Origin of the sequence: Microcoleus sp. LAD1_D3, from assembly GCF_036702135.1 — a bacterium.
GTDB lineage: Bacteria > Cyanobacteriota > Cyanobacteriia > Cyanobacteriales > Microcoleaceae > Microcoleus.
Genome location: NZ_JAUBSB010000002.1, coordinates 132,565 through 151,041 on the forward strand (window position 1 = coordinate 132,565; position 18,477 = coordinate 151,041).

Consider the following 18,477-nt stretch of genomic DNA (forward strand, 5'->3'; position numbering starts at 1 on the left):
ATTATGCTGCATTTTCGACAAAATTGCCTAAAATACTGGACAATGGCGATCGGCTTAAATAAGAAACAATTAACCTCTAATGTCTAAACGCATATCAACCTCGATAGGAGAAGGAATCTATGACCTACTTCAAGAGTGGGCAAATGAGGAACGCCGTTCAATCAGCGGCTTGTCAGCATTCATTTTGGAACAAGCCGTGAGAGAACGCCAAAAACAAATGCAAAAACAGTCCCCACCATCCGATGAGAAACAAGATAAAAGTTGAGTGCAGTTTGTGCGATCGATCTTTTACTTTCTTCCCCGTAGAAGATTATCTAGTTCTTCCTGATTCTTCCTTCGCGTCCTTCGCGTCTTCCCGGTTCAATAATACTCTATGAAATTTATCGGAATCTATTTAGGTTGGAGTTCAGGAGCAAGCGGTTTGTGCTGTTTGAATTGGCAAAATAACCAATTAGAATTAATAGAGTGCGATCGCCCCCAATAGCCAGACTAAAGCATTTGGACATACAGCCAGAGGTTTGAAACATAAATTTTCGCCCCTCTGCCTACCCCCTAAATCTCTCGCCCAAACATCACATCACCCGTTTCCTGCTGGTATGCGGACAGTGAAAATAGACCCTTTACCCTCTTCGCTTTCTACTAAAATTTCCCCGCCCATCATCTGACAGTAGTAGCGGCTAAGTGTCAGCCCCAATCCGGCGCCGTCATACGGTCGCGTTGATGAACAGTCAGCTTGCACAAAAGCTTCAAACAATTTGTGCTGTTGTTCTTCCGACATTCCAATTCCGGTATCCTTAACCGATAAGCAAATCCAATCCGACTCTTGAACATTCAGCAGGGGACAAGCGATCGCCGCAGAATGAGTTTCATCCGCAGGCATTGAATCGTCAATCGCCGATCGCCCTGCTGTATTCAAATTTCCGCTTCCTTCAATGCGCCTGACACTCAGTTTCACCCTGCCGTTTTTGGTGAACTTAGCAGCATTACTCAACAGGTGCATCAAAATTTGCCGCACTTTTTTGAAATCGGCGTGAATGATACCTGCAGTTCGATCGCACTCTATTTGTAAAACATTGCCATTTTTCTCTACCAACGGTTTCGCAGCACTCGCCACATTGTCAACCAGGGATTCGATGTCAAATTCCTGGATTTCGAGTTTCATCCCCCCCGCTTCAATTTTTGACAAATCGAGGATATCGTTAATCAAAGATAGCAGGTGCGTACCCGCCTTCTGAATCTTGTGCAAGTCGGGTACAAACTCATCAAATCCCGCATCCTGGGCATCTTCTGAAAGTAGTTGACTGTAGCCGATAATCGCATTTAAAGGCGTCCGCAATTCGTGGCTCATATTTGCTAAAAACTGGCTTTTAGCAGTGTTAGCGGTGACTGCCGCTTCCTTAGCTTGTTTCAATTCTTTTGTATGTTCGGAAACTCGCTCGATTAAGTGATTGAGAGAGACAGCCAGAGAGCCTATTTCGCCTTGTGCCGTGACGGGGACTCGCAAGTCAAAATTAGACTCGGCGGCTACTTGTTCGGCTACCTGAGTAACGCTGATTACAGGTTTGGCGATCGCCCGACTGGTGCGACAAGCCACAATTCCCGCCACAACTACCGACAGCAGCATACTAATAATAATTATGGCTTTTTCCATTCCTTGGGCGTCTTCCATCACTTGACCGCCTTGGCCCTCTTGCTGCTGGGCAATCTCCAGGATTTTGCTCAATTCCTCAAGGCTGCTGTTGATCTGTTTTACACCTTCTCCGCTTTCTGTCGCCAACAATTTTCGGGCAGACTCTATCTCCCGATGCGAAAGTTGCGATTGCTGGATTTTCTCCAAAGTTGACTTGAGAGTATCGGCGTAGGCTTCTAAATTTTTCGTGCAATCTTGCAGTAAAAACTTGAGAACTTCCGGTTTTGCTGCCAGCCAAGCGGGTTGGCTGTCGGCAAACTTTTCTATACGCAACCGCAGATTTTTTGCCTTAGTAACACTCGCGATCAACTGCTCTTTTTGCAGTTGTACTTGGGCATAATTATCTACAAAAGAATCTAGCTGCGCTCCCTGCAATTGCGCCGCCAGCGCTGCATCTTTAAAATTGCCCAGCAATTGGGCTTGCAGGTGAGCATCATTGAGTTGGTTTACTCCTTGTCCTTGGTAGTAGTCGGCGATTAGCAGTCCACTCAGGGAGCCAAGAAAGCCGATTCCTATTGCCAGCACATACCCGCCACCAATTTTTTGATGGATAGGCAAACTGCCAATTTTAGATGGCCAACTTTTGGTGATTTTTAAGGATGATTTTTGTACAAAATCCTGGGTGGAGGTTTTTTGGCTCGCGGTTTCTACAGAAGCCACTTGTCCGGAAGTAAAGAGTGGCATCAGTTTACCTACCTTGCTATTTTTTTGGTTAACCTTTCGCGTTAGTACAGGCTTTTCCTCCTGGTTAAATGGTTCTAAGTCTGGATTCAATTCGCCTTGGCCTTGGCAAACGGCTACCGATAGACTTGCTGCGTCCCCTGTTTTTTGGAGCAAGTTAATTTTTGACATATGCAACCGCTGTATTCTGTTAAAATTTACCACGCTCTTAAATTCTCCAAACGGAAAAGCTTGTCTATTTTCTAGTAGACATCGGCGAAAAAGTATCTAAAACTTTTGTCGAGTCTGAGGATAAACTTAAATTCGGTTGATGTCTAATAGATAATTAGGCTGTTGATGGCTGTTGCCAAATTACTTTTTCGACTCGTAAAAGTCTGCGGCAGGCAAAATAAATAAAAATTTATCCCGGCAGTGAATTATCCCCGCGTGGAATGTTACAGCCAGAAAATTCTGTCTGATAGGTTTTGCCTCTGAGTTCCCCCAAGCTGATATTGTCTGTTGACAATGCACCCGATTCCTCAGCTTTGGAGTTTGGCTGCCAGCAATGCGACGATTGCTTGACGGTTTTTGTTGAGCATCCGACGACTTTCTAGCACAGAATGTCACAAATGCAGCAGCCGATCGAACTTTTGCACCCTGGCGATCGACTTTTGGCATCGTTGCCCCGCACAGACAAGTCTGAGGTGAAGTGTCGTTAGTTGAGTATAACTGTAGGGCTTGCGAAAAGAAACCCGGTTTCGGCCAGTCAACTGTTGGCGATTGCGAGTTCTGGAGTTGCGGTGGTCAATTCGATCGCCAGTGCTAGCTTACCGTCTCTACCCAAAGCTTCATCTGCCAAGTGTACCATCCAGCGATTCGGCTTGGCTTGGGGTCTGGCGGCAAGCACAACGGCCCAAGCTTCCCGTTCTTTGCCGCGACCCAATAGCGCAGCACAAACAGTCAAAGCTGTGGCAGTTGAACGGCTGATCCCACTTTGGCAGCAGATCAGCAAACTGCCTCCCTGTGGCGACATTTTGAGGGCAAAGTCAATAATTTTAAGTACATCCTCAAAGGTAGGCAAGATTTGATCGGGGTCGTCAACGGGGGTGTCGAGGTCGTTAAACTCCAGGCACATTCGGTTCGGGATTTGATCAAAAGTTTTGGGTTCCGGGACGCCTGGACTGCCGATCGAGATCAGGTATTTGATCTGGCGCCCCACAGCGCGATCGACAATGTATTCGCTGGCTTCTGCTTGCGAAGCAATCAGGATTTTCGGCAGCTTTTCACCGGAGAAATCTGCGGAAACAGAGGGTTCAAAATCAAGTGTTTCTGCCTCAGTGCTGACATCCGCCAAGTATTGGGCAGCCAGCGCCCGAACGTCAGCAAATTCGCGATTTAAAGCTGTTTCCAGAGCAACAATAGCAGCCGTTGAGCCAATGTGACCGAGGGATTTAACAGCCTTTTGGCGCACTCCAGAATTTTCGTCCCCCAGCAGCCGCACCAAACCTGCCACAGCTTCTTCTGTCCGTATTTGCCCCAAAGCAGCAGCAACTCTCCACCGGACATAAGATTCGCTGTCGCCAATTGCGATCGCCAGTCCCGCGACCACCATTTTTTGCAATTTAGCATCTCCCTCTGTATTGATGTTTCCCAGGGCAACCGCCGCCCTGCCGCGCACGAAAATGTCTCGATCCGAGAGCGATTGCATTACCGCCACCATAGCAACCTCGCTGCTGATTTCCCCCAAGGCAGAAACTGCACTGCCGCGCACGTCTGAGTCGTCATGGTTGAGGGCTTGCACCAGCCCAGCCACAGCCGTTTCCGTGCCGATTTGTCCCAAGGCCTCGGCGGCCCTCCAAGAAACTGCATAGGAGTCGGGATCATCATGAAGCAATTCTATTAAGCCGGGTACTGCCTCAGAGACGCCGATTTTCCCCAAAGCCGCCGCGGCCCTAGCGCGGACGATATGATTTTCGTCTCTGAGGGCATTCAGCAGGCCGGGTACTGCCTCAGAGACGCCGATTTTCCCGCAGTTGACCGCCGCCCGCCACCGCACCTCGGAATCTTGGTGTTTGAGGGCTTTCAGCAGCGCGGGGACGGCTGTTTTCGGGTTAATTTTGCCCAAGGCCCAAACAGCCCAGGCGCGCACCCTAGACTCTGGGTGTTTGATGGCTTTGAGCAGTGCTACGGCGGCTGGTTTCGAGTCAATTTCTCCTAAAGCCCAAGCGGCCCAAGCTTGGATTTGGGAATCTTTGGATTCGAGCGATCGGGCTAATTCAATTACTGCCGCTTCGGAGCCGATTTTCCCGATCGCTCGAATCCCATCAAGCCGCACTGCACTTTCTTTGTGGTTTAATGCCGCCACCAGCATCGGAATTGCCATATCCGAACTTGTTAGGGCCAGCAGTTGAATTTTGAGCAGAGGCGAAGTGGGGATTTTTTCGATTAATTTTATTGTGGCTATTTGAAATTCTGGCTTTACCGTTCCTGCTAACTTGGAGCCGAGTTTTAAATTTACTTTTAGAGCTAATTTTACTGCCCGCAAAGCCAGACTTTGCTGTTCTACTTGCGACAATATTATTGCCAAGGTTCGCATCCCTTGTTTTTGTTTCAAATATTTTTGATGAAATTGAGCATCGCTGAGCTCGGGTAGCTGTTGGATGAGGCTTGCTGCTGAGTTCACTGATTTATCCTGATATTTTGGCGAGCGGTTGAGATTGCTCTTTTAAACTCGCTGTCTTAATAAAAATACGGCGGCGCCTACAAAACTAAACTTCTCAAAAAAAGTGGCACCACTTCTAAAATATGTTCGATGCCACTATTTTTGCAACTCCCCAATGATTAATTATCTGGTTTTTTTTTGCGCGAGGCTTGACAATTAGTAGCGCTTGCTGCTTGGCATCGCTGTGCTATTAACAGGCATAGCTCTGCTATATCATTTTATACTCACATCTTGAACCATTGTCAGCAACAGGCAAGATGCCTGTTCCACAAAGAGTGAATTTTCTTGTGGAACAGGCATCTTGCCTGTTCATAAAAGCTTACTGAGAATGGTGCAACATCCTAAGTTTATACCAAGTTGGCTGGAAATATCGATCGGCTCGGTTGAACCCCGCCCACCAGAAACAGCTTGATTCCGGGACAATCTCTCAACGAGCATAGGGCCCTTTTTTCAAAACCTTAGCCAAAGCGTTATCGTTATCTCGCAAACCTTCGTAAAAAAACATCACTTCTCCTTGAATGCCGCAAGAGCGGTTGTAAGCAATTACTTGCAACAACAGTTCGGGAGTTATGCTATATTTGCTGCCTCGATTCGTCAACAAAATACCGGGCGACACGCACTTTACTTGCTGCCCGCTAAGCTGTCCCCCCATCATTTTATCGACCAATTGTTTGTAAGCATTAAAATCGCGACGATAAAACTGCGGGTGAAGCAGATCCACCAAATTTTTGTCAACCCAAGCTTTAGAATCTTGCAAATATTCCACCAGTCCCCAGTCATAAGGACTCGGCGACATCGAGAGCAACAAATCAGGATTAATCGCTTTCACTTCTCGGTATAAACGAGCCACAAACTCAGTAATAATATCAGCACGCCACTGTAGCCAATGTTGTTCTTTACAATCCGACGGCGCTGCTTTACCGCACTCTTCTCGATAGCGTTTAACCGTTTTTTCGTCGTAACCGCCTTCTACGGGAAACGCAATGCGATCGTCTCCTTGAACGCCGTCTACCGGATAATTCCTAGCAACTTCCAACATCAACCCCAGCACAAAGTCTTGCACTTCCGGGTCAAGAGAATTCATCCAGTCAAAGTTATTTTTCTTAAGTAAATTGCCGCTGGCATCACGGGCGGTCCACTCAGGTTTTTTCGCCAGCAAATGACCGCCCTTGCGATTGTAAGAACTCACAAATCCGTATTCAAAACAAGGAATAACTTTTAAACCAACTCTTTTAGCCTCAACACATATTTCTGCTAAGGGGTCGCGACCTTGATAGCGCGAGTCAATTTCCACCCCAAAGTTTTCTCGCATAATTTGAGAAGGATAAGCCGTATAACCCTGGTTCCAAATAATAGGAAAAACGGTATTAAATCCCGTATCGGCGAGAAAGTCCATTGCCTCAGCAATTCGCTCTTTTGATGTGAGAACTTTGGAGTCAGTGGTGGGTATCCAAACGCCGCGAATTCCACCAGGATTGTTAGTCGCAAACGAACTTGGCAGCGTTGCTGGATTTGGTGCAGAAAATCCAGTCGTCGCCAACCGCTGTGGGAAGAAAGAGGCAAAACTGCGAATTGCTGATTGGAAAGGTTTAAAAAATCGCATTTATTTATTCTTTTTTTCTTTGAAGGTGGGTACTGAACCCGCTACGTTATTATTGATTGGTAGCACCCGGTATTACTTATCGATAAGATGGGCCGAAGAACACCCGATATTATTTATGGATAAGGTGCGGAGTACGCACCCTAAATTGATTGGTAGCACCCGATATTATTTATGGATAAGGGGCGCTGCGCGCACCCCAAAATCGTACTATCCAGCTACTCCCGACAACTTCTGGCTCAAAGCTTCTTTCAAAAGTTCCGCCTTATCAGTTTCCTCCCAAGGCAAATCTAAATCAGTGCGCCCGAAGTGACCGTAAGCCGCCACATCTTGATAGAAACGGCCGCCTCTTTCAGCAGGTAAATTCTGCAAGTTAAATGCCTGAATGATTCCCGCAGGACGCAGTTCAAAATGCTGCTTCACAACTTCCAAAAGACGATCGTCATCAACTTTCCCAGTGCCAAAAGTTTCGATCATCATGCTAACAGGCCGCGCAACGCCGATCGCATAACTCAACTGCACTTCACACTTTTGGGCTAAGCCAGCCGCCACGATATTTTTAGCAACGTAGCGACAAGCATAAGCCGCGCTGCGGTCTACCTTGGTGGGGTCTTTCCCAGAAAAAGCGCCGCCGCCGTGGCGGGAATAGCCGCCGTAGGTATCCACAATAATTTTGCGGCCCGTCAAACCCGAATCTCCTTGAGGCCCGCCGACCACAAATTTGCCGGTGGGGTTGACAAGGAAGCGAGTTTCTGCATCCGGCTGCACGTTAATATCGGCAAACACGGGTTGGACGACTGCAGTCCAAAGGTCTTCTTTGATTTTGGCTTGAACTGCGGCTGTTTCTGTGATGTCGCCGATCGTTTCGGTGTGCTGCGTAGAAATTAAAATCGTATCTATGCCAACAGGTTTGCCGTCCTCATAGATGACTGTAACTTGGCTTTTGCCGTCGGGACGCAGGTAAGATAACTGACCGGTTTTGCGGACTGCGGCCAGTTGACGGCAAATCCGGTGCGCTAAACTGATCGGCAGAGGCATCAATTCCGGCGTTTCGTTGCAAGCAAAACCAAACATCAAACCTTGGTCGCCAGCGCCGATGGCGTCCAATTCCTCTTCACTCGATTGTTCCCGGCTTTCGTGGGCTGTATTCACCCCTTGAGCAATATCGGGAGACTGAGAATCAAGAGCCACCAACACCGAGCAGCTATTGGCACAAAAGCCATTGTCAGCGTGGATGTAGCCAATATCGGCTATTTTTTTCCGGGCTAATTCTATGTAATTTACCTGAGCTTTAGTGGTAATTTCGCCCGTCAGCAGCATCAAGCCCGTGTTGACGACAACTTCGGCTGCGACGCGGCTTTTGGGGTCTTCAGTCAGTAAGGCATCTAAAATCGTATCTGAAATTTGATCGCAGATTTTATCGGGATGGCCTTCAGTGACCGATTCAGAGGTAAACAGGTAGCGACGTGACAATGATTATTTCTCCTTTGATGGGGACTCTTCCTGCACGACATCTACGACCGACGAGTTATTTTTCCGGTAAAGGCCAAGAATCATCGCGTCTGGGCTACCGTCGAATTTTTGTCGGTCGGCAGAGCCGTGTTGAAGCAGCATTTGATATTGGGTAAAGTGACACTACTATAGCAAAGTCAGTTCCGGGAAGTCCCTAAAAACTTAGATTTTGTAGGATTGTCGATCGATCTTGGACACCGCTCGTCTACCCCCTAACCTGACAAAGGTAAGATACAGTCAGGGTATCGCCTTGTGCAAGGACTATGGCAGGACTCCAAAAATCACCAAACTTGATCCAAACAATTGCCGACCTAGAATTTCCCGGCGGCCCCATACCGCTTGACTCTCGATTTTATATTGATCGCTCAGGGGCCGAAGCCCTGGCCTGTGCAGAAATTAGCAAACCCGGAGGCCTCGTTCGCATTAAAGCTCCCAAAAAAATGGGCAAAAGTTCGCTGATGCTGCGGATAATTGACGCGGCAGTCGATCGTGGATACCGCACAGTAACTGTAGACTTTCAGCAAGCCGACACAGCGGTTTTTGCTAGTTTAGATAAATTTTTGCGCTGGCTTTGTGTCAATGTCGCTCGGCAACTCAAACTCGAACCAAATATTGATGAATTCTGGGATGAAGATATGGGCAGCAAGGTAAGCTGCACTATTTACTTTGAAAACTATTTGCTAGAACTAATTGACAGTCCCATTGTCTTGGTGATTAACGAAATAAATCGAGTATTTGAACGCACCAATATTGCTCAAGATTTTCTGTCGATGATCCGTTTTTGGTATGAACAAGCTCGCGCTAGCAAAACTTGGCAAAAACTCCGCATTGTTGTCATTCATTCGACAGAAATTTATATTGCTTTGAATCTTAATCAATCTCCATTTAATGTAGGAATGCCGATTAAACTCTCAGAATTTACTGCTGAACAAGTTCAAGATTTGGCGTGCAGACACGGAGTGAACTGGAGCGATAGCGATCCGATAGAGCAATTAATGAACATGGTAGGCGGGCATCCTTATTTAGTGCATTTAGCCCTGTATCACCTGGCAATTTTGCAACAAAATCGCCTGTCCGTCGATCGAGATGAGCCTGTGGATGAACTGGGGCGAGCCGAGTTGGCAGAATTGTTAACAGCAGCTCCTACTCACAGCGGAATTTATAGCGACTACTTGCAAAATCACTCGATCGCCATTCAACAGCAGCCCGAACTCGCCTCCGCATTTCAACAAGTTGTCGATGCTAAACATAGCATTCACCTCGAACCTTGGATCGCTTATCAGTTAGACAGCATGGGACTGGTCAAATTAGAGGGAAATAACTGTAGTTTGTCTTGCGAATTATATCGCCTGTATTTTCAAGGGCAAAATTTGTGCAAGGACAAGTGGTCGGTGGTGGATTTTGAGGAGTTGCAGCAAGAAAATCAAAGGCTGCAAGCTTTGGTGAATGTGGATGAACTTACTCAAATTGGTAACAGACGGTATTTTGATAGTTGCTTGCGAACTGCATGGAAACACATGGCTCGCGAGGGGTGTCCGATATCTTTAATTTTGTGCGATCTCGATTATTTCAAAATATATAATGATACCTACGGACATCAAGCAGGAGATGATTGTTTGCGATTGGTAGCTCAGACAATTCGCCGATCGCTCCAGCGTCCTGCTGATGTAGCTGCTCGCTACGGGGGCGAGGAATTTGCTGTAATTTTACCTGAAACTGATGCGTCGGTGGCTGTGGTTGTGGCCGAACAAATTAGAGCGAAAGTGAAAGCTTTGAATATTGTTTTTAACCCCGATAGTGTTGACGGTCTACCTAATTCTGTGTTAACGATTAGTTTGGGAATTGCCAGCGTTGTTCCGAGCGAGGAAAATGATGCGACAACGCTGCTAATGGCGGCTGATGAGGCTCTTTATGACTCGAAAAGGCAGGGGCGCGATCGGCTCACTATGAGTACGCTTTTAAACTTTCGATTGGCTACTGTTAATTAGCTCATTCCGGGAGAATATAATTCGTTTCTACACATATAAAGTCCGCCCGCGCGGACTCTGAAGAAAACGATACTTAATAACTGGATTTGATGTTAATAGCGGGGGACGGTTCGATCGACCACCATTGAGTAAGCATCGATGCCGCCAACGATATTTTTAACGTTGGTAAATCCTCGCTGGGCTAGCCAGTGGCACATTTGAGCCGAGCGCACTCCGTGATGGCACAGAACTAAGGTTTCTGTGTCGCGATCGAGTCTAGCGTCAATTTCACCAGACCATTCGGCAAACTCGCTCAGCGGAAAAGCTACAAATCCTGGCAGCGCCGCGAGTTCAATTTCGTAAGGTTCCCGCACGTCTACAAGCTGCAATTTCTCACCATTGGTTTCTGCTAATTGGCGAGCTAATTCTTCGACTGTAATTTGAGCAAAAATTTCTGACATTTGATTATAAAAAAGTAGTCATTAGTCATTAGTCATCAGTCATTAGTCATTAGTCATTAGTCAGTTAACAATCAACAGTCAACTGTTAACAGTTGACTGTTAACTGTTAACAGTGATTAATTGAGGGGCGAAGGCGGTGAAATTAGCTCCACAGGAGGGGTAGGTGCAGGACGCCCGTCCAACTGGCTCACGCTGTCCCTGGGGTCAAGACAAGTGGTGATTAACCGATCAGTGGGAAAGTCGAGCCTGCCGCTCAAACCGACTACGCATTCAGCAAACTGTTGTGGCAATAAACTGCGGCGGCATCCATCGAGCACTACCAGGGGATCTGCAGGTTGAGTTCGACTTTTGCTGTTAATATTCACTACGCAAGTAGCCAATTCCTGGGGACGCCTCACCCGCCGACAGCTAGAGAGCGCTTCGACACCAGAAATATTAGTTTTGCGGTTGATTTGGAGGGCGCATTTAGATATGTCGCGGGGGCGGAGGGCGTCAGCACAAGCGGCGGCGGCTGCCTCTGCCCCCACTCCGGCTTCGATTAGTTCTAGGGCGCAGACGCGATAGGGATTCCTAGAGCGAGGGATTCTAATAGTGATGGCTGATGCTGGCGAGATTGGCAGTGCTGTGGCTAACAAACCGAGTGCTGCTAGCTGCGTGCCGAGAGCTAATATCCAGCGCGCGGTATGGTTTGAGCCTCTCGGTGCTGGCTTTGGGGAAGAAGTGCGGGAAAATTTGCGGTTGTGCATGGCAGATCGAGTAGTGAGTTTTTTGGCTGATTGGGGCGATCAAGCGATCGGCTTTTCCTTCAGAATTTACCTCACATTATGGCTCGCGCTGCGGTCGATCGTTTTTTTATCGATCTTTATTTGAATTTTGACCGTTACCAACATATAATATAGAGTCTGCATAAAATTGCATACAGATATTAGAGAGGAAAATAAATGTCTCGATATCGAGGCCCCCGATTGAGAATCGTCCGTCGCCTGAAAGAGTTGCCGGGTCTAACCCGCAAAACCCCCAGACGAGATTATCCGCCTGGACAGCACGGTCAAAACCGCAAAAAGCTCTCTGAGTATGCGGTTCGCTTGCAAGAAAAGCAAAAACTCCGTTTCAATTACGGTGTGACGGAACGCCAACTGCTCCGTTACGTCCGCAAAGCCCGCCGTGTCACGGGCTCCACAGGTCAAGTGTTACTGCAATTTTTGGAAATGCGCTTGGACAATACTGTGTTTCGGATGGGAATGGCTCCAACCATTCCGTCCGCTAGACAATTGGTAAATCACGGTCACATAACTGTCAATGACCGTGAAGTCAATATCGCCAGCTATCAGTGCAAGCCTGGTGATGTGGTTGCTGTGAAAAATAGAGAGCGCTCGCGCACAATGGTAGAAGCTAATCTCAAAGACCCAGGCTTGGCTCACTTGCCGAATCACTTGGAATTTGATAAGCAAAAACTGGTTGGCAAAGTTAACGGCGTTATCGAACGCGAGTGGATTGCTCTACAGATTAACGAATTGCTAGTGGTGGAATACTACTCACGGCAAGCTTAATTTATTAGTCATCAGTCGTTGGTCATTAGTCATCAGTTGGTTGCTAGCAGAATAATTAATAATTGGGTACGAACCCAGTTATTGATTAATTGCTACTGAATAATGAGGACTAAGGACTGAGGACTAAGAATTCATAATTTTTAACACTCCCACCCCTAAAAAGGGATGGGATTTTTTGAAGGTTTCGCTTCAAATACCCCTAAGCTTTTCTGCTATTTGCTTGAATTTTTTAAGGGTACTTAAACAATAAACCTATTGCAAAAGTCTGGACGCGATAATTTTTACGAAAATGCCAACTGTACCGTTCAGGGGGCAACAAGCGCCTCCAAAGCAAAAGCATTACAATACAGTGAAGTTAAACTTCTGAGTTGGACTCTCAACAGGTTAATTTTTTTAAACTTTTGTAACAATTGCCAATATAGTCCTACAGCAGTTGGGTATCTAATCTATAGTCGGGATGTGGAGGTTATAAGGACAATGAAATACATTAAGTTTCAAAGAATTGCTCTAACCGCGGCTCTGATCGGTGCGACCACAGCCGGTTTTAACAGCACAGTTATGGCACAGCAGGCGTTAGAGTCCACCAAGACTATTCCTGGGAGAATTGATGATTCATCACCTCCTGTTTTTATTTCTGGTAAATCTCATCCTGGAATAGAGTACACCTTTCAAGCTGTAGCAGGTGATAATATTCAAATCACAGCTGTGAGCGAGCAAGGCTCTGCAATTGATATTGTTTTAATGGTGTATCCGCCCAATCAGGCACCTATAGGTCCTATTAATCTAGACTTAAATGGAGGTACAAAGGAAGTTTTTTCGGAAAACTCTATTGATACTGGAGGGAAGTGGAAAGTTCGTGTAGTTTCTAATAACTATCTAGCTGGAAACTACAGCATCACGCTTCTTGTTAAACGCAATGGTGGTGTGGTGGAACCTACAGAACCGGTGCCTTATGCGGATCAGGTGATGAAAAAACTCAGCTTCATCTCAACAGCTTGCAGTTCTCCTGATGTCGTTGCAGTAATTGACATTGGAGGTGAAACAAGATGTACAACCAGTTGGAAAGCTGGAGAGTGGGTTTACAATGCAGAAAAAAATCGGCTAATCCCTAAAGAACCTGCCGATCCCTATATTGCAACGATCAATAGTTGGGGAGCAACTCGTGTCGATTGTAATGCAGGGACTGCTGTGGTTAGGATTGCTTTTGAAACGGACAAAGTTTACTGTATTGTACCGAGATCAGGAGTACCGGCTGGGAACTACACCTACGATCGCACAACGGGAGAGATTTTCCCCCTGAATGCTGATCCCACAACCCGTACCACTCCTGGGTCAGTCAATACACCGCCTGACGACGGACCACTATACTGAGTTGTTGTTACAAGCCGTAACAAGTTGCGGATTAATTGATAGTAACAACTCGATGACCTGGGTGCTTTTATTCTATGCTTTCGCTTATTTTATTAGGAAAAAAACATCATGAAATCTCAATCGCTCGCTTCCCTTTCATGTTTAGCAATGGCTGTCGCAGGTATGGTGACGTTAACCAGTGAAGCCCAAGCTCAACGAATTAGTCCTACTCCTGGTGGCGGCGGCAGCATCCCAGTAGGGCCTACTCGTCCAATCTCACCTCCAGTTCGACCCCCAGCAATGACAACTGTTCGTTGTGCAGGTAGAGTAACAGTCGCTGAAAAGAATGGCAGACAATCACCCGTTATTACATGGACTACAAATTACTTTGGAGATACATATTCTCCTGAAACCCGCTGCCAAATGGTTTCCCCTAAATTGCACAATGCAGTCATGGCGAATGGAGGAAGTTTTGCAGGAGTACGTTTTCATACTGGAGTTGTCAACGAGGAGCTGGTGGTTTGTGTTCTAGGGAGCGGTCAATCTGGGTGCAACTCCGGCAATGTGTTGTTTACCCTCAAGCCAGAAAATCGACCTCGCGTTGGACAAATTCTGCAAGAGTTAACGAATTTTTCACTATCAGGATCGAGTAATATTACGGAAAAGAGTGGTGAGGGAATACAAGTGGATATGAGTGATTTAGAGCAGGAATTAGGAACTTCCGACCCGTCCTCTGCACCTGATGAGTCTCCATCTCAACCTGCTCCCAACGAGCCGGTCTTCTAATCTCTTATCGTAATCAATCCCCAAAAATTAACCAGAAAGAATCTTTTGTAGGGGCTGTCCTGTAGAGGCATCCCCTACTCTTTTAAACTTGATATTGATTGCCTCACAATGGAGCTATTATCTACCTTAATTGGGTTACACTTATTCGCTATTAGTCCTGTATTACGGGAATTGTCAAGGGGTTGGGGGATTCCATTTCCAACTCATCCCCAGAGTTCAATCCTTAATACCGCAACCGTTCTACCCTCCCAAACACTAACTTCCCGTTTACCCGCAGTCGGGGTAGCAGTTCCTGAAATTGCTAGACAAGCTACCGTTAGAATCCTAACAGAACCCGGTTTAGGATCGGGTGTAATTATCGATCGCCAAGGACAAACCTATACAGTATTGACTTGCTATCATGTTGTGGAGAATAGCTATTACAACAAATACACGGTTCTTACCTCAGACGGTCAATCCTATCACGCTGAATGGCGGCGGTCTGTTCAGTTCGCAAACTTAGATTTAGCCTTAGTTCAGTTTACCAGTAACCAATCTTATCGAGTCGCTACCATAGATTTACAACCCCTTGCACTCGGAGAATTAGTTTATGCCTCTGGATTTCCGAATTGGTATTGGCCTAACCAAAATTCACCTTTAAGTACAAAGGATTGGGGAAATAAAGCGTACCGTTTAACGGTGGGAAAGGTGGGAATGTTATTGAAGCGAACGCTTCCCCAAGGATACCAACTCGGTTACACCAATGAAATTGAAAATGGCATGAGTGGAGGGCCAGTTTTCAATCAATATGGTCGCTTAATTGGCATTAATGGCCGCCTTAAGTATCCGTTTCAAGGAATTGATGCGTTTAAATTTGAGGATGGAACAGTTCCTTCAGAAGAGCTATTTCAACAAATGGAAGCCTTAAGTTGGGCGATTCCCATTTCGCGGTTTCAGAAACCAAAAACTCCTCCGGCTTCAGAAACATTATTTTAGAAATCTGAGTAAGAGTTTTTATACAATTAGAATTGATGATATTAATAATTATGATTATATCCCGTCGAGGGTCTAGCATTTTATCGATGTTTTTAGCGTTAATTACAGCGCTAGGCTTAATTCTATTAAGTTCACCTTCTCAAGCAATTATGCCCGATGATATCGATGCGATGTCTTCCCAAACCACAGTTTTAATTGGGAGATCTCTGAAAAACGGTGATGGAGGGCGAGAAACATTTGATCCCGGTTCTGGTGTGATTGTTGCCCGCAGTGGTAATATTTATTATGCAGTCACCAATACCCACGTTGTTCAACAACCTAACAGTGAAGGTACTTGGGGAGTTGTGACCTGGGATGAAGAATTACATCTAGTTCGCGATGTTGGGGATAATATCATTCGATTTGGGAACTATCAGTCTGACGATTTACCCATCGGAGGATTTGACCTCGCCTTAGTCAAATTCACCAGTAATAAGGATTATCCAATTGCTGTTATGAGTAATAATTCTGAACAGATTCAAGTTAATGAGCCAGTTTATCTATCCGGTTGGCCTAGATCAGAAGATGGGAGCCCTCGTATTGTGCGTGTTTTTAGTTCAGGTAAGTTAGTTAAAGTTGATGATACTCCCTTTTCAAATGGGGGGTATAACATTATGTATGATAACTGGACTAAAGGGGGGATGAGTGGCAGTTCAGTTTTTAATCAAAAGGGAGAAGTAATCGGGATTCATGCTGCTGGCAGAAAAAACGGCAATATTTACTGCATCGATCCGGAGTTAAATCTTAATAGTAGTTGTGGAATTCAAGCGGTTTATTTGATTAGTCAAATTGAATCTAAGCAGATTAGACTAACTTTTAATCCGCCACCTGTCAATCCTTCGGTAATTTCTAGAGGACGGGCAACTAAAGCTGAGGCAGATGTCATTGAGGATGTGTATAAAATATTTAATCGTGTAGAATCACAACTCAGAGATTGTCCAACCGGAGTCCTTATTGATGAATCTGGATGTGAAAGTTGGTAGTGGTAAAAAAGTAGCGATTTTGGCCTTCTCAATTATTTTCTCTAAATCATTGAATCTTACTCAAAAAAAGATTCAATGACAAGCCCTTGAATTCTAAGAACTCTCTACCAATCTCAAAAAAATGAAAAACTTAACCTTACTTCCCAGCACTAACCTCATTTCAGCTTTAGATAGTAATAACAACAGCACACTTGAGACAGGAGAATTAGCAATTTTAACGAATAACCTGAAGTTTGCTCAACAAATTAATATTCCTGGCCCAGAACCTTTACCTACTTTTACTGGCCGTATTCAAGGAACAAAATTCACCAACGATCTCAATCGTAACGGAATTTTTGAGGCGGGAGAGGATCAACCTCAGCCGGGTGTTACCATATTTTTAGATCTGAATAACAATGGTCAACTCGATAGCGGAGAATTACAAACTCAAACAAATAGTTTAGGTGGTTATTCCTTCTCAAATTTACCCCCCGCCACCTATACTGTTCAAGAAATTGTTCCCCCAGGTTTCACTCGTGTTACTCGAGTTCAAGGTGTTACTGTCGTTGCTAATCAGACCACTAACTTTGACATTGTTAATCGTCTGGATTTTGCACTGCCATCACCAATTTTCACTGGCCGTATTAGTGGAACAAAATTTAACGATCTCAATCTTAACGGAAGGCTTGACGCGGGATCAGATCAACCTCAGTCAGGTGTCACCCTATTTTTAGATCAGAATAACAACGGTCAACTCGATAGCGAAGAATTACAAACTCAAACAGATAGTTTAGGTGGTTATTCCTTCTCAAATTTACCCCCCGCCACCTATACTGTTCAAGAAATAGTTCCCGCAGGGTTCACTCGTGTTACTCCAGTTCAAGCTGTTGCTGTTGCTAATCAGACCACTAACTTTGACATTCTTAATATTGCACAAACCCCACCAACTGTCACTGGTAGTATTAGTGGCAGGAAATTTAATGATATCAATGCTAACCGAATTTTTGACGTAGAAGAACCAGGAATTCCAGGGTTTACTATTTACATCGATATCAACAGAAACAACATCCTTGATAGCCGTGAACCCTCAACACTAACAGATGTCAGAGGTTTCTATCAGTTCAATGACCTACCACCCAATACTTACATACTTCGGGAAGTCCAACAACCCGGTTTTGTAGCCACTCAGGTTCCTAATCCAGTTACAATTCCTCGTCAACCCGATTTTGTAGCCTCTCAGCTTCCTAATCCAGTTACAATTCCTGTTGTTAGGGGTTTCAATGCAGAAAATATTAATTTTGGAAATGCTCGAACAACGCCGCCCATTGGCATTCCTGGGATTTTGCAGTTTAGTAACCCCAGCTATTCAGTGAATGAAGATGGCACAACCAGTCTGGAAGTGATGGTGACTCGAACTGGAGGTAGTTTGGGAACAGTGGATGTAACTGTATTAGCGAGTGACGGCACTGCAAATGCAGGAACAGATTATAATGCTACACCGATTACTGTTTCGTTTATCGATGGGGATACCACACCCAAGCCCATCCGAATTCCCATCATTAATGATTCTCTATTGGAACCCAATGAAACTATTAATCTTTCCTTAGTTAATCCCACAAACGGAGCAACTTTAGGTGTACAGACTGCTGCAAGTTTAATAATTAATAGTAGCGATACTGGTGTCTCCTTACCTTTAGATAATTTGGGTAATTTACAAACTGTTGCTAGAGATCCTTTAATTCGAGAATCTGGTTTTGACTTGTCTGCAAATGCTTTGGCAATTGTCAGTGCACAGCAAGGAGGAAGCGGTAATTTTATCGATCCTTTGATTAACCCCGGACAGGTTGCTCGTGGGATTACCTACGATGAAGGACAATCCATTATCATCAATGTAGGCAATGGATTCGGTCAAAAATTCAGCTTCCGTTATGCTTCTCCATTTGCCGAGCATCAAGTGACGATTTATGATGGAGTGAATGGAACAGGAAATGTTTTAGCCTCAGTACAATTGCCTCGAACAACTGACTCTAATTTAACGCCCGGTGCTTATATTTTAGAAAGCAATCCTTCATCAAATCTGTTGTTTCAAGGGACTGGCAAATCAGTAATTCTAGGAAACCAACCTAATAAACTCGTGATCGGCGATATTACTTTTGGCTAAAGTCATTCTATTGTTTATCCTTGGGAAACTCACTTGGGGAAC

The 18,477-nt window shown here is 45.4% G+C and carries 15 protein-coding genes; 8 read left to right on the plus strand and 7 right to left on the minus strand.

The window, feature by feature from the left end; genetic code table 11:
• The first annotated feature begins 79 nt into the window (after window positions 1-79).
• Window positions 80-265: a ribbon-helix-helix domain-containing protein gene (locus QUA74_RS01505; protein WP_332952640.1), complete on the plus strand. Its 186-nt coding sequence runs from the start codon at window positions 80-82 to the stop codon at window positions 263-265.
• A 312-nt stretch (window positions 266-577) separates the two neighbouring features.
• Here QUA74_RS01505 and QUA74_RS01510 read toward each other — a convergent pair whose 3' ends face one another.
• The 5 genes from QUA74_RS01510 to metK all read right to left on the minus strand — a co-directional run bounded on the left by QUA74_RS01510 (window position 578) and on the right by metK (window position 8,145).
• Window positions 578-2,542 carry a HAMP domain-containing sensor histidine kinase gene (locus tag QUA74_RS01510; protein WP_333324320.1) on the minus strand — a complete coding sequence of 655 codons (1,965 nt, stop codon included), beginning with the start codon at window positions 2,540-2,542 and terminating at the stop codon, window positions 578-580.
• 180 nt (window positions 2,543-2,722) lie between these two features.
• The gene (locus tag QUA74_RS01515) at window positions 2,723-3,028 is read right to left on the minus strand and encodes a hypothetical protein (RefSeq protein WP_333324322.1); all 306 of its coding nucleotides are present in this window, start codon (window positions 3,026-3,028) and stop codon (window positions 2,723-2,725) included.
• Between the two features lie 88 nt (window positions 3,029-3,116).
• Complete coding sequence (locus QUA74_RS01520) at window positions 3,117-5,033, minus strand: HEAT repeat domain-containing protein (protein WP_333324323.1); 1,917 nt, start codon at window positions 5,031-5,033, stop codon at window positions 3,117-3,119.
• Window positions 5,034-5,499: 466 nt separating this feature from the next.
• Window positions 5,500-6,675: a family 10 glycosylhydrolase gene (locus QUA74_RS01525; protein ID WP_333324324.1), complete on the minus strand. Its 1,176-nt coding sequence runs from the start codon at window positions 6,673-6,675 to the stop codon at window positions 5,500-5,502.
• A 207-nt stretch (window positions 6,676-6,882) separates the two neighbouring features.
• Window positions 6,883-8,145, minus strand: a complete 1,263-nt coding sequence (metK, locus tag QUA74_RS01530) for a methionine adenosyltransferase (RefSeq protein WP_333324326.1) — start codon at window positions 8,143-8,145, stop codon at window positions 6,883-6,885.
• Between the two features lie 302 nt (window positions 8,146-8,447).
• Here metK and QUA74_RS01535 point away from each other — a divergent pair, with 302 nt between their 5' ends.
• Window positions 8,448-10,172 carry an AAA-like domain-containing protein gene (locus tag QUA74_RS01535; protein ID WP_333324328.1) on the plus strand — a complete coding sequence of 575 codons (1,725 nt, stop codon included), beginning with the start codon at window positions 8,448-8,450 and terminating at the stop codon, window positions 10,170-10,172.
• A gap of 92 nt (window positions 10,173-10,264) precedes the next feature.
• Here the strand turns inward: QUA74_RS01535 and QUA74_RS01540 are convergent, their stop codons facing one another.
• On the minus strand, window positions 10,265-10,612 hold the full coding sequence (locus QUA74_RS01540; RefSeq protein WP_333324330.1) for a rhodanese-like domain-containing protein: 348 nt from the start codon (window positions 10,610-10,612) through the stop codon (window positions 10,265-10,267).
• 116 nt (window positions 10,613-10,728) lie between these two features.
• Window positions 10,729-11,358: a hypothetical protein gene (locus QUA74_RS01545; protein WP_333324332.1), complete on the minus strand. Its 630-nt coding sequence runs from the start codon at window positions 11,356-11,358 to the stop codon at window positions 10,729-10,731.
• A gap of 195 nt (window positions 11,359-11,553) precedes the next feature.
• On the opposite strand from QUA74_RS01545, the gene rpsD reads away from it, so the two are divergent.
• The 6 genes from rpsD (at window position 11,554) to QUA74_RS01575 (ending at window position 18,435) form a co-directional block, all read left to right on the plus strand.
• Window positions 11,554-12,162 (plus strand): 30S ribosomal protein S4, encoded by a 609-nt coding sequence (rpsD, locus tag QUA74_RS01550; protein ID WP_172190738.1) that lies wholly within the window; start codon window positions 11,554-11,556, stop codon window positions 12,160-12,162.
• Between the two features lie 255 nt (window positions 12,163-12,417).
• The gene (locus tag QUA74_RS01555) at window positions 12,418-13,533 is read left to right on the plus strand and encodes a hypothetical protein (RefSeq protein ID WP_333324333.1); all 1,116 of its coding nucleotides are present in this window, start codon (window positions 12,418-12,420) and stop codon (window positions 13,531-13,533) included.
• Between the two features lie 108 nt (window positions 13,534-13,641).
• On the plus strand, window positions 13,642-14,298 hold the full coding sequence (locus QUA74_RS01560; protein ID WP_333324335.1) for a COP23 domain-containing protein: 657 nt from the start codon (window positions 13,642-13,644) through the stop codon (window positions 14,296-14,298).
• A gap of 108 nt (window positions 14,299-14,406) precedes the next feature.
• Window positions 14,407-15,273 carry a serine protease gene (locus QUA74_RS01565; RefSeq protein WP_333324337.1) on the plus strand — a complete coding sequence of 289 codons (867 nt, stop codon included), beginning with the start codon at window positions 14,407-14,409 and terminating at the stop codon, window positions 15,271-15,273.
• An 86-nt stretch (window positions 15,274-15,359) separates the two neighbouring features.
• The gene (locus QUA74_RS01570; RefSeq protein WP_333324339.1) at window positions 15,360-16,295 is read left to right on the plus strand and encodes a serine protease; all 936 of its coding nucleotides are present in this window, start codon (window positions 15,360-15,362) and stop codon (window positions 16,293-16,295) included.
• 121 nt (window positions 16,296-16,416) lie between these two features.
• Window positions 16,417-18,435 (plus strand): SdrD B-like domain-containing protein, encoded by a 2,019-nt coding sequence (locus tag QUA74_RS01575; protein WP_333324341.1) that lies wholly within the window; start codon window positions 16,417-16,419, stop codon window positions 18,433-18,435.
• The last annotated feature ends 42 nt before the right edge of the window (window positions 18,436-18,477 follow it).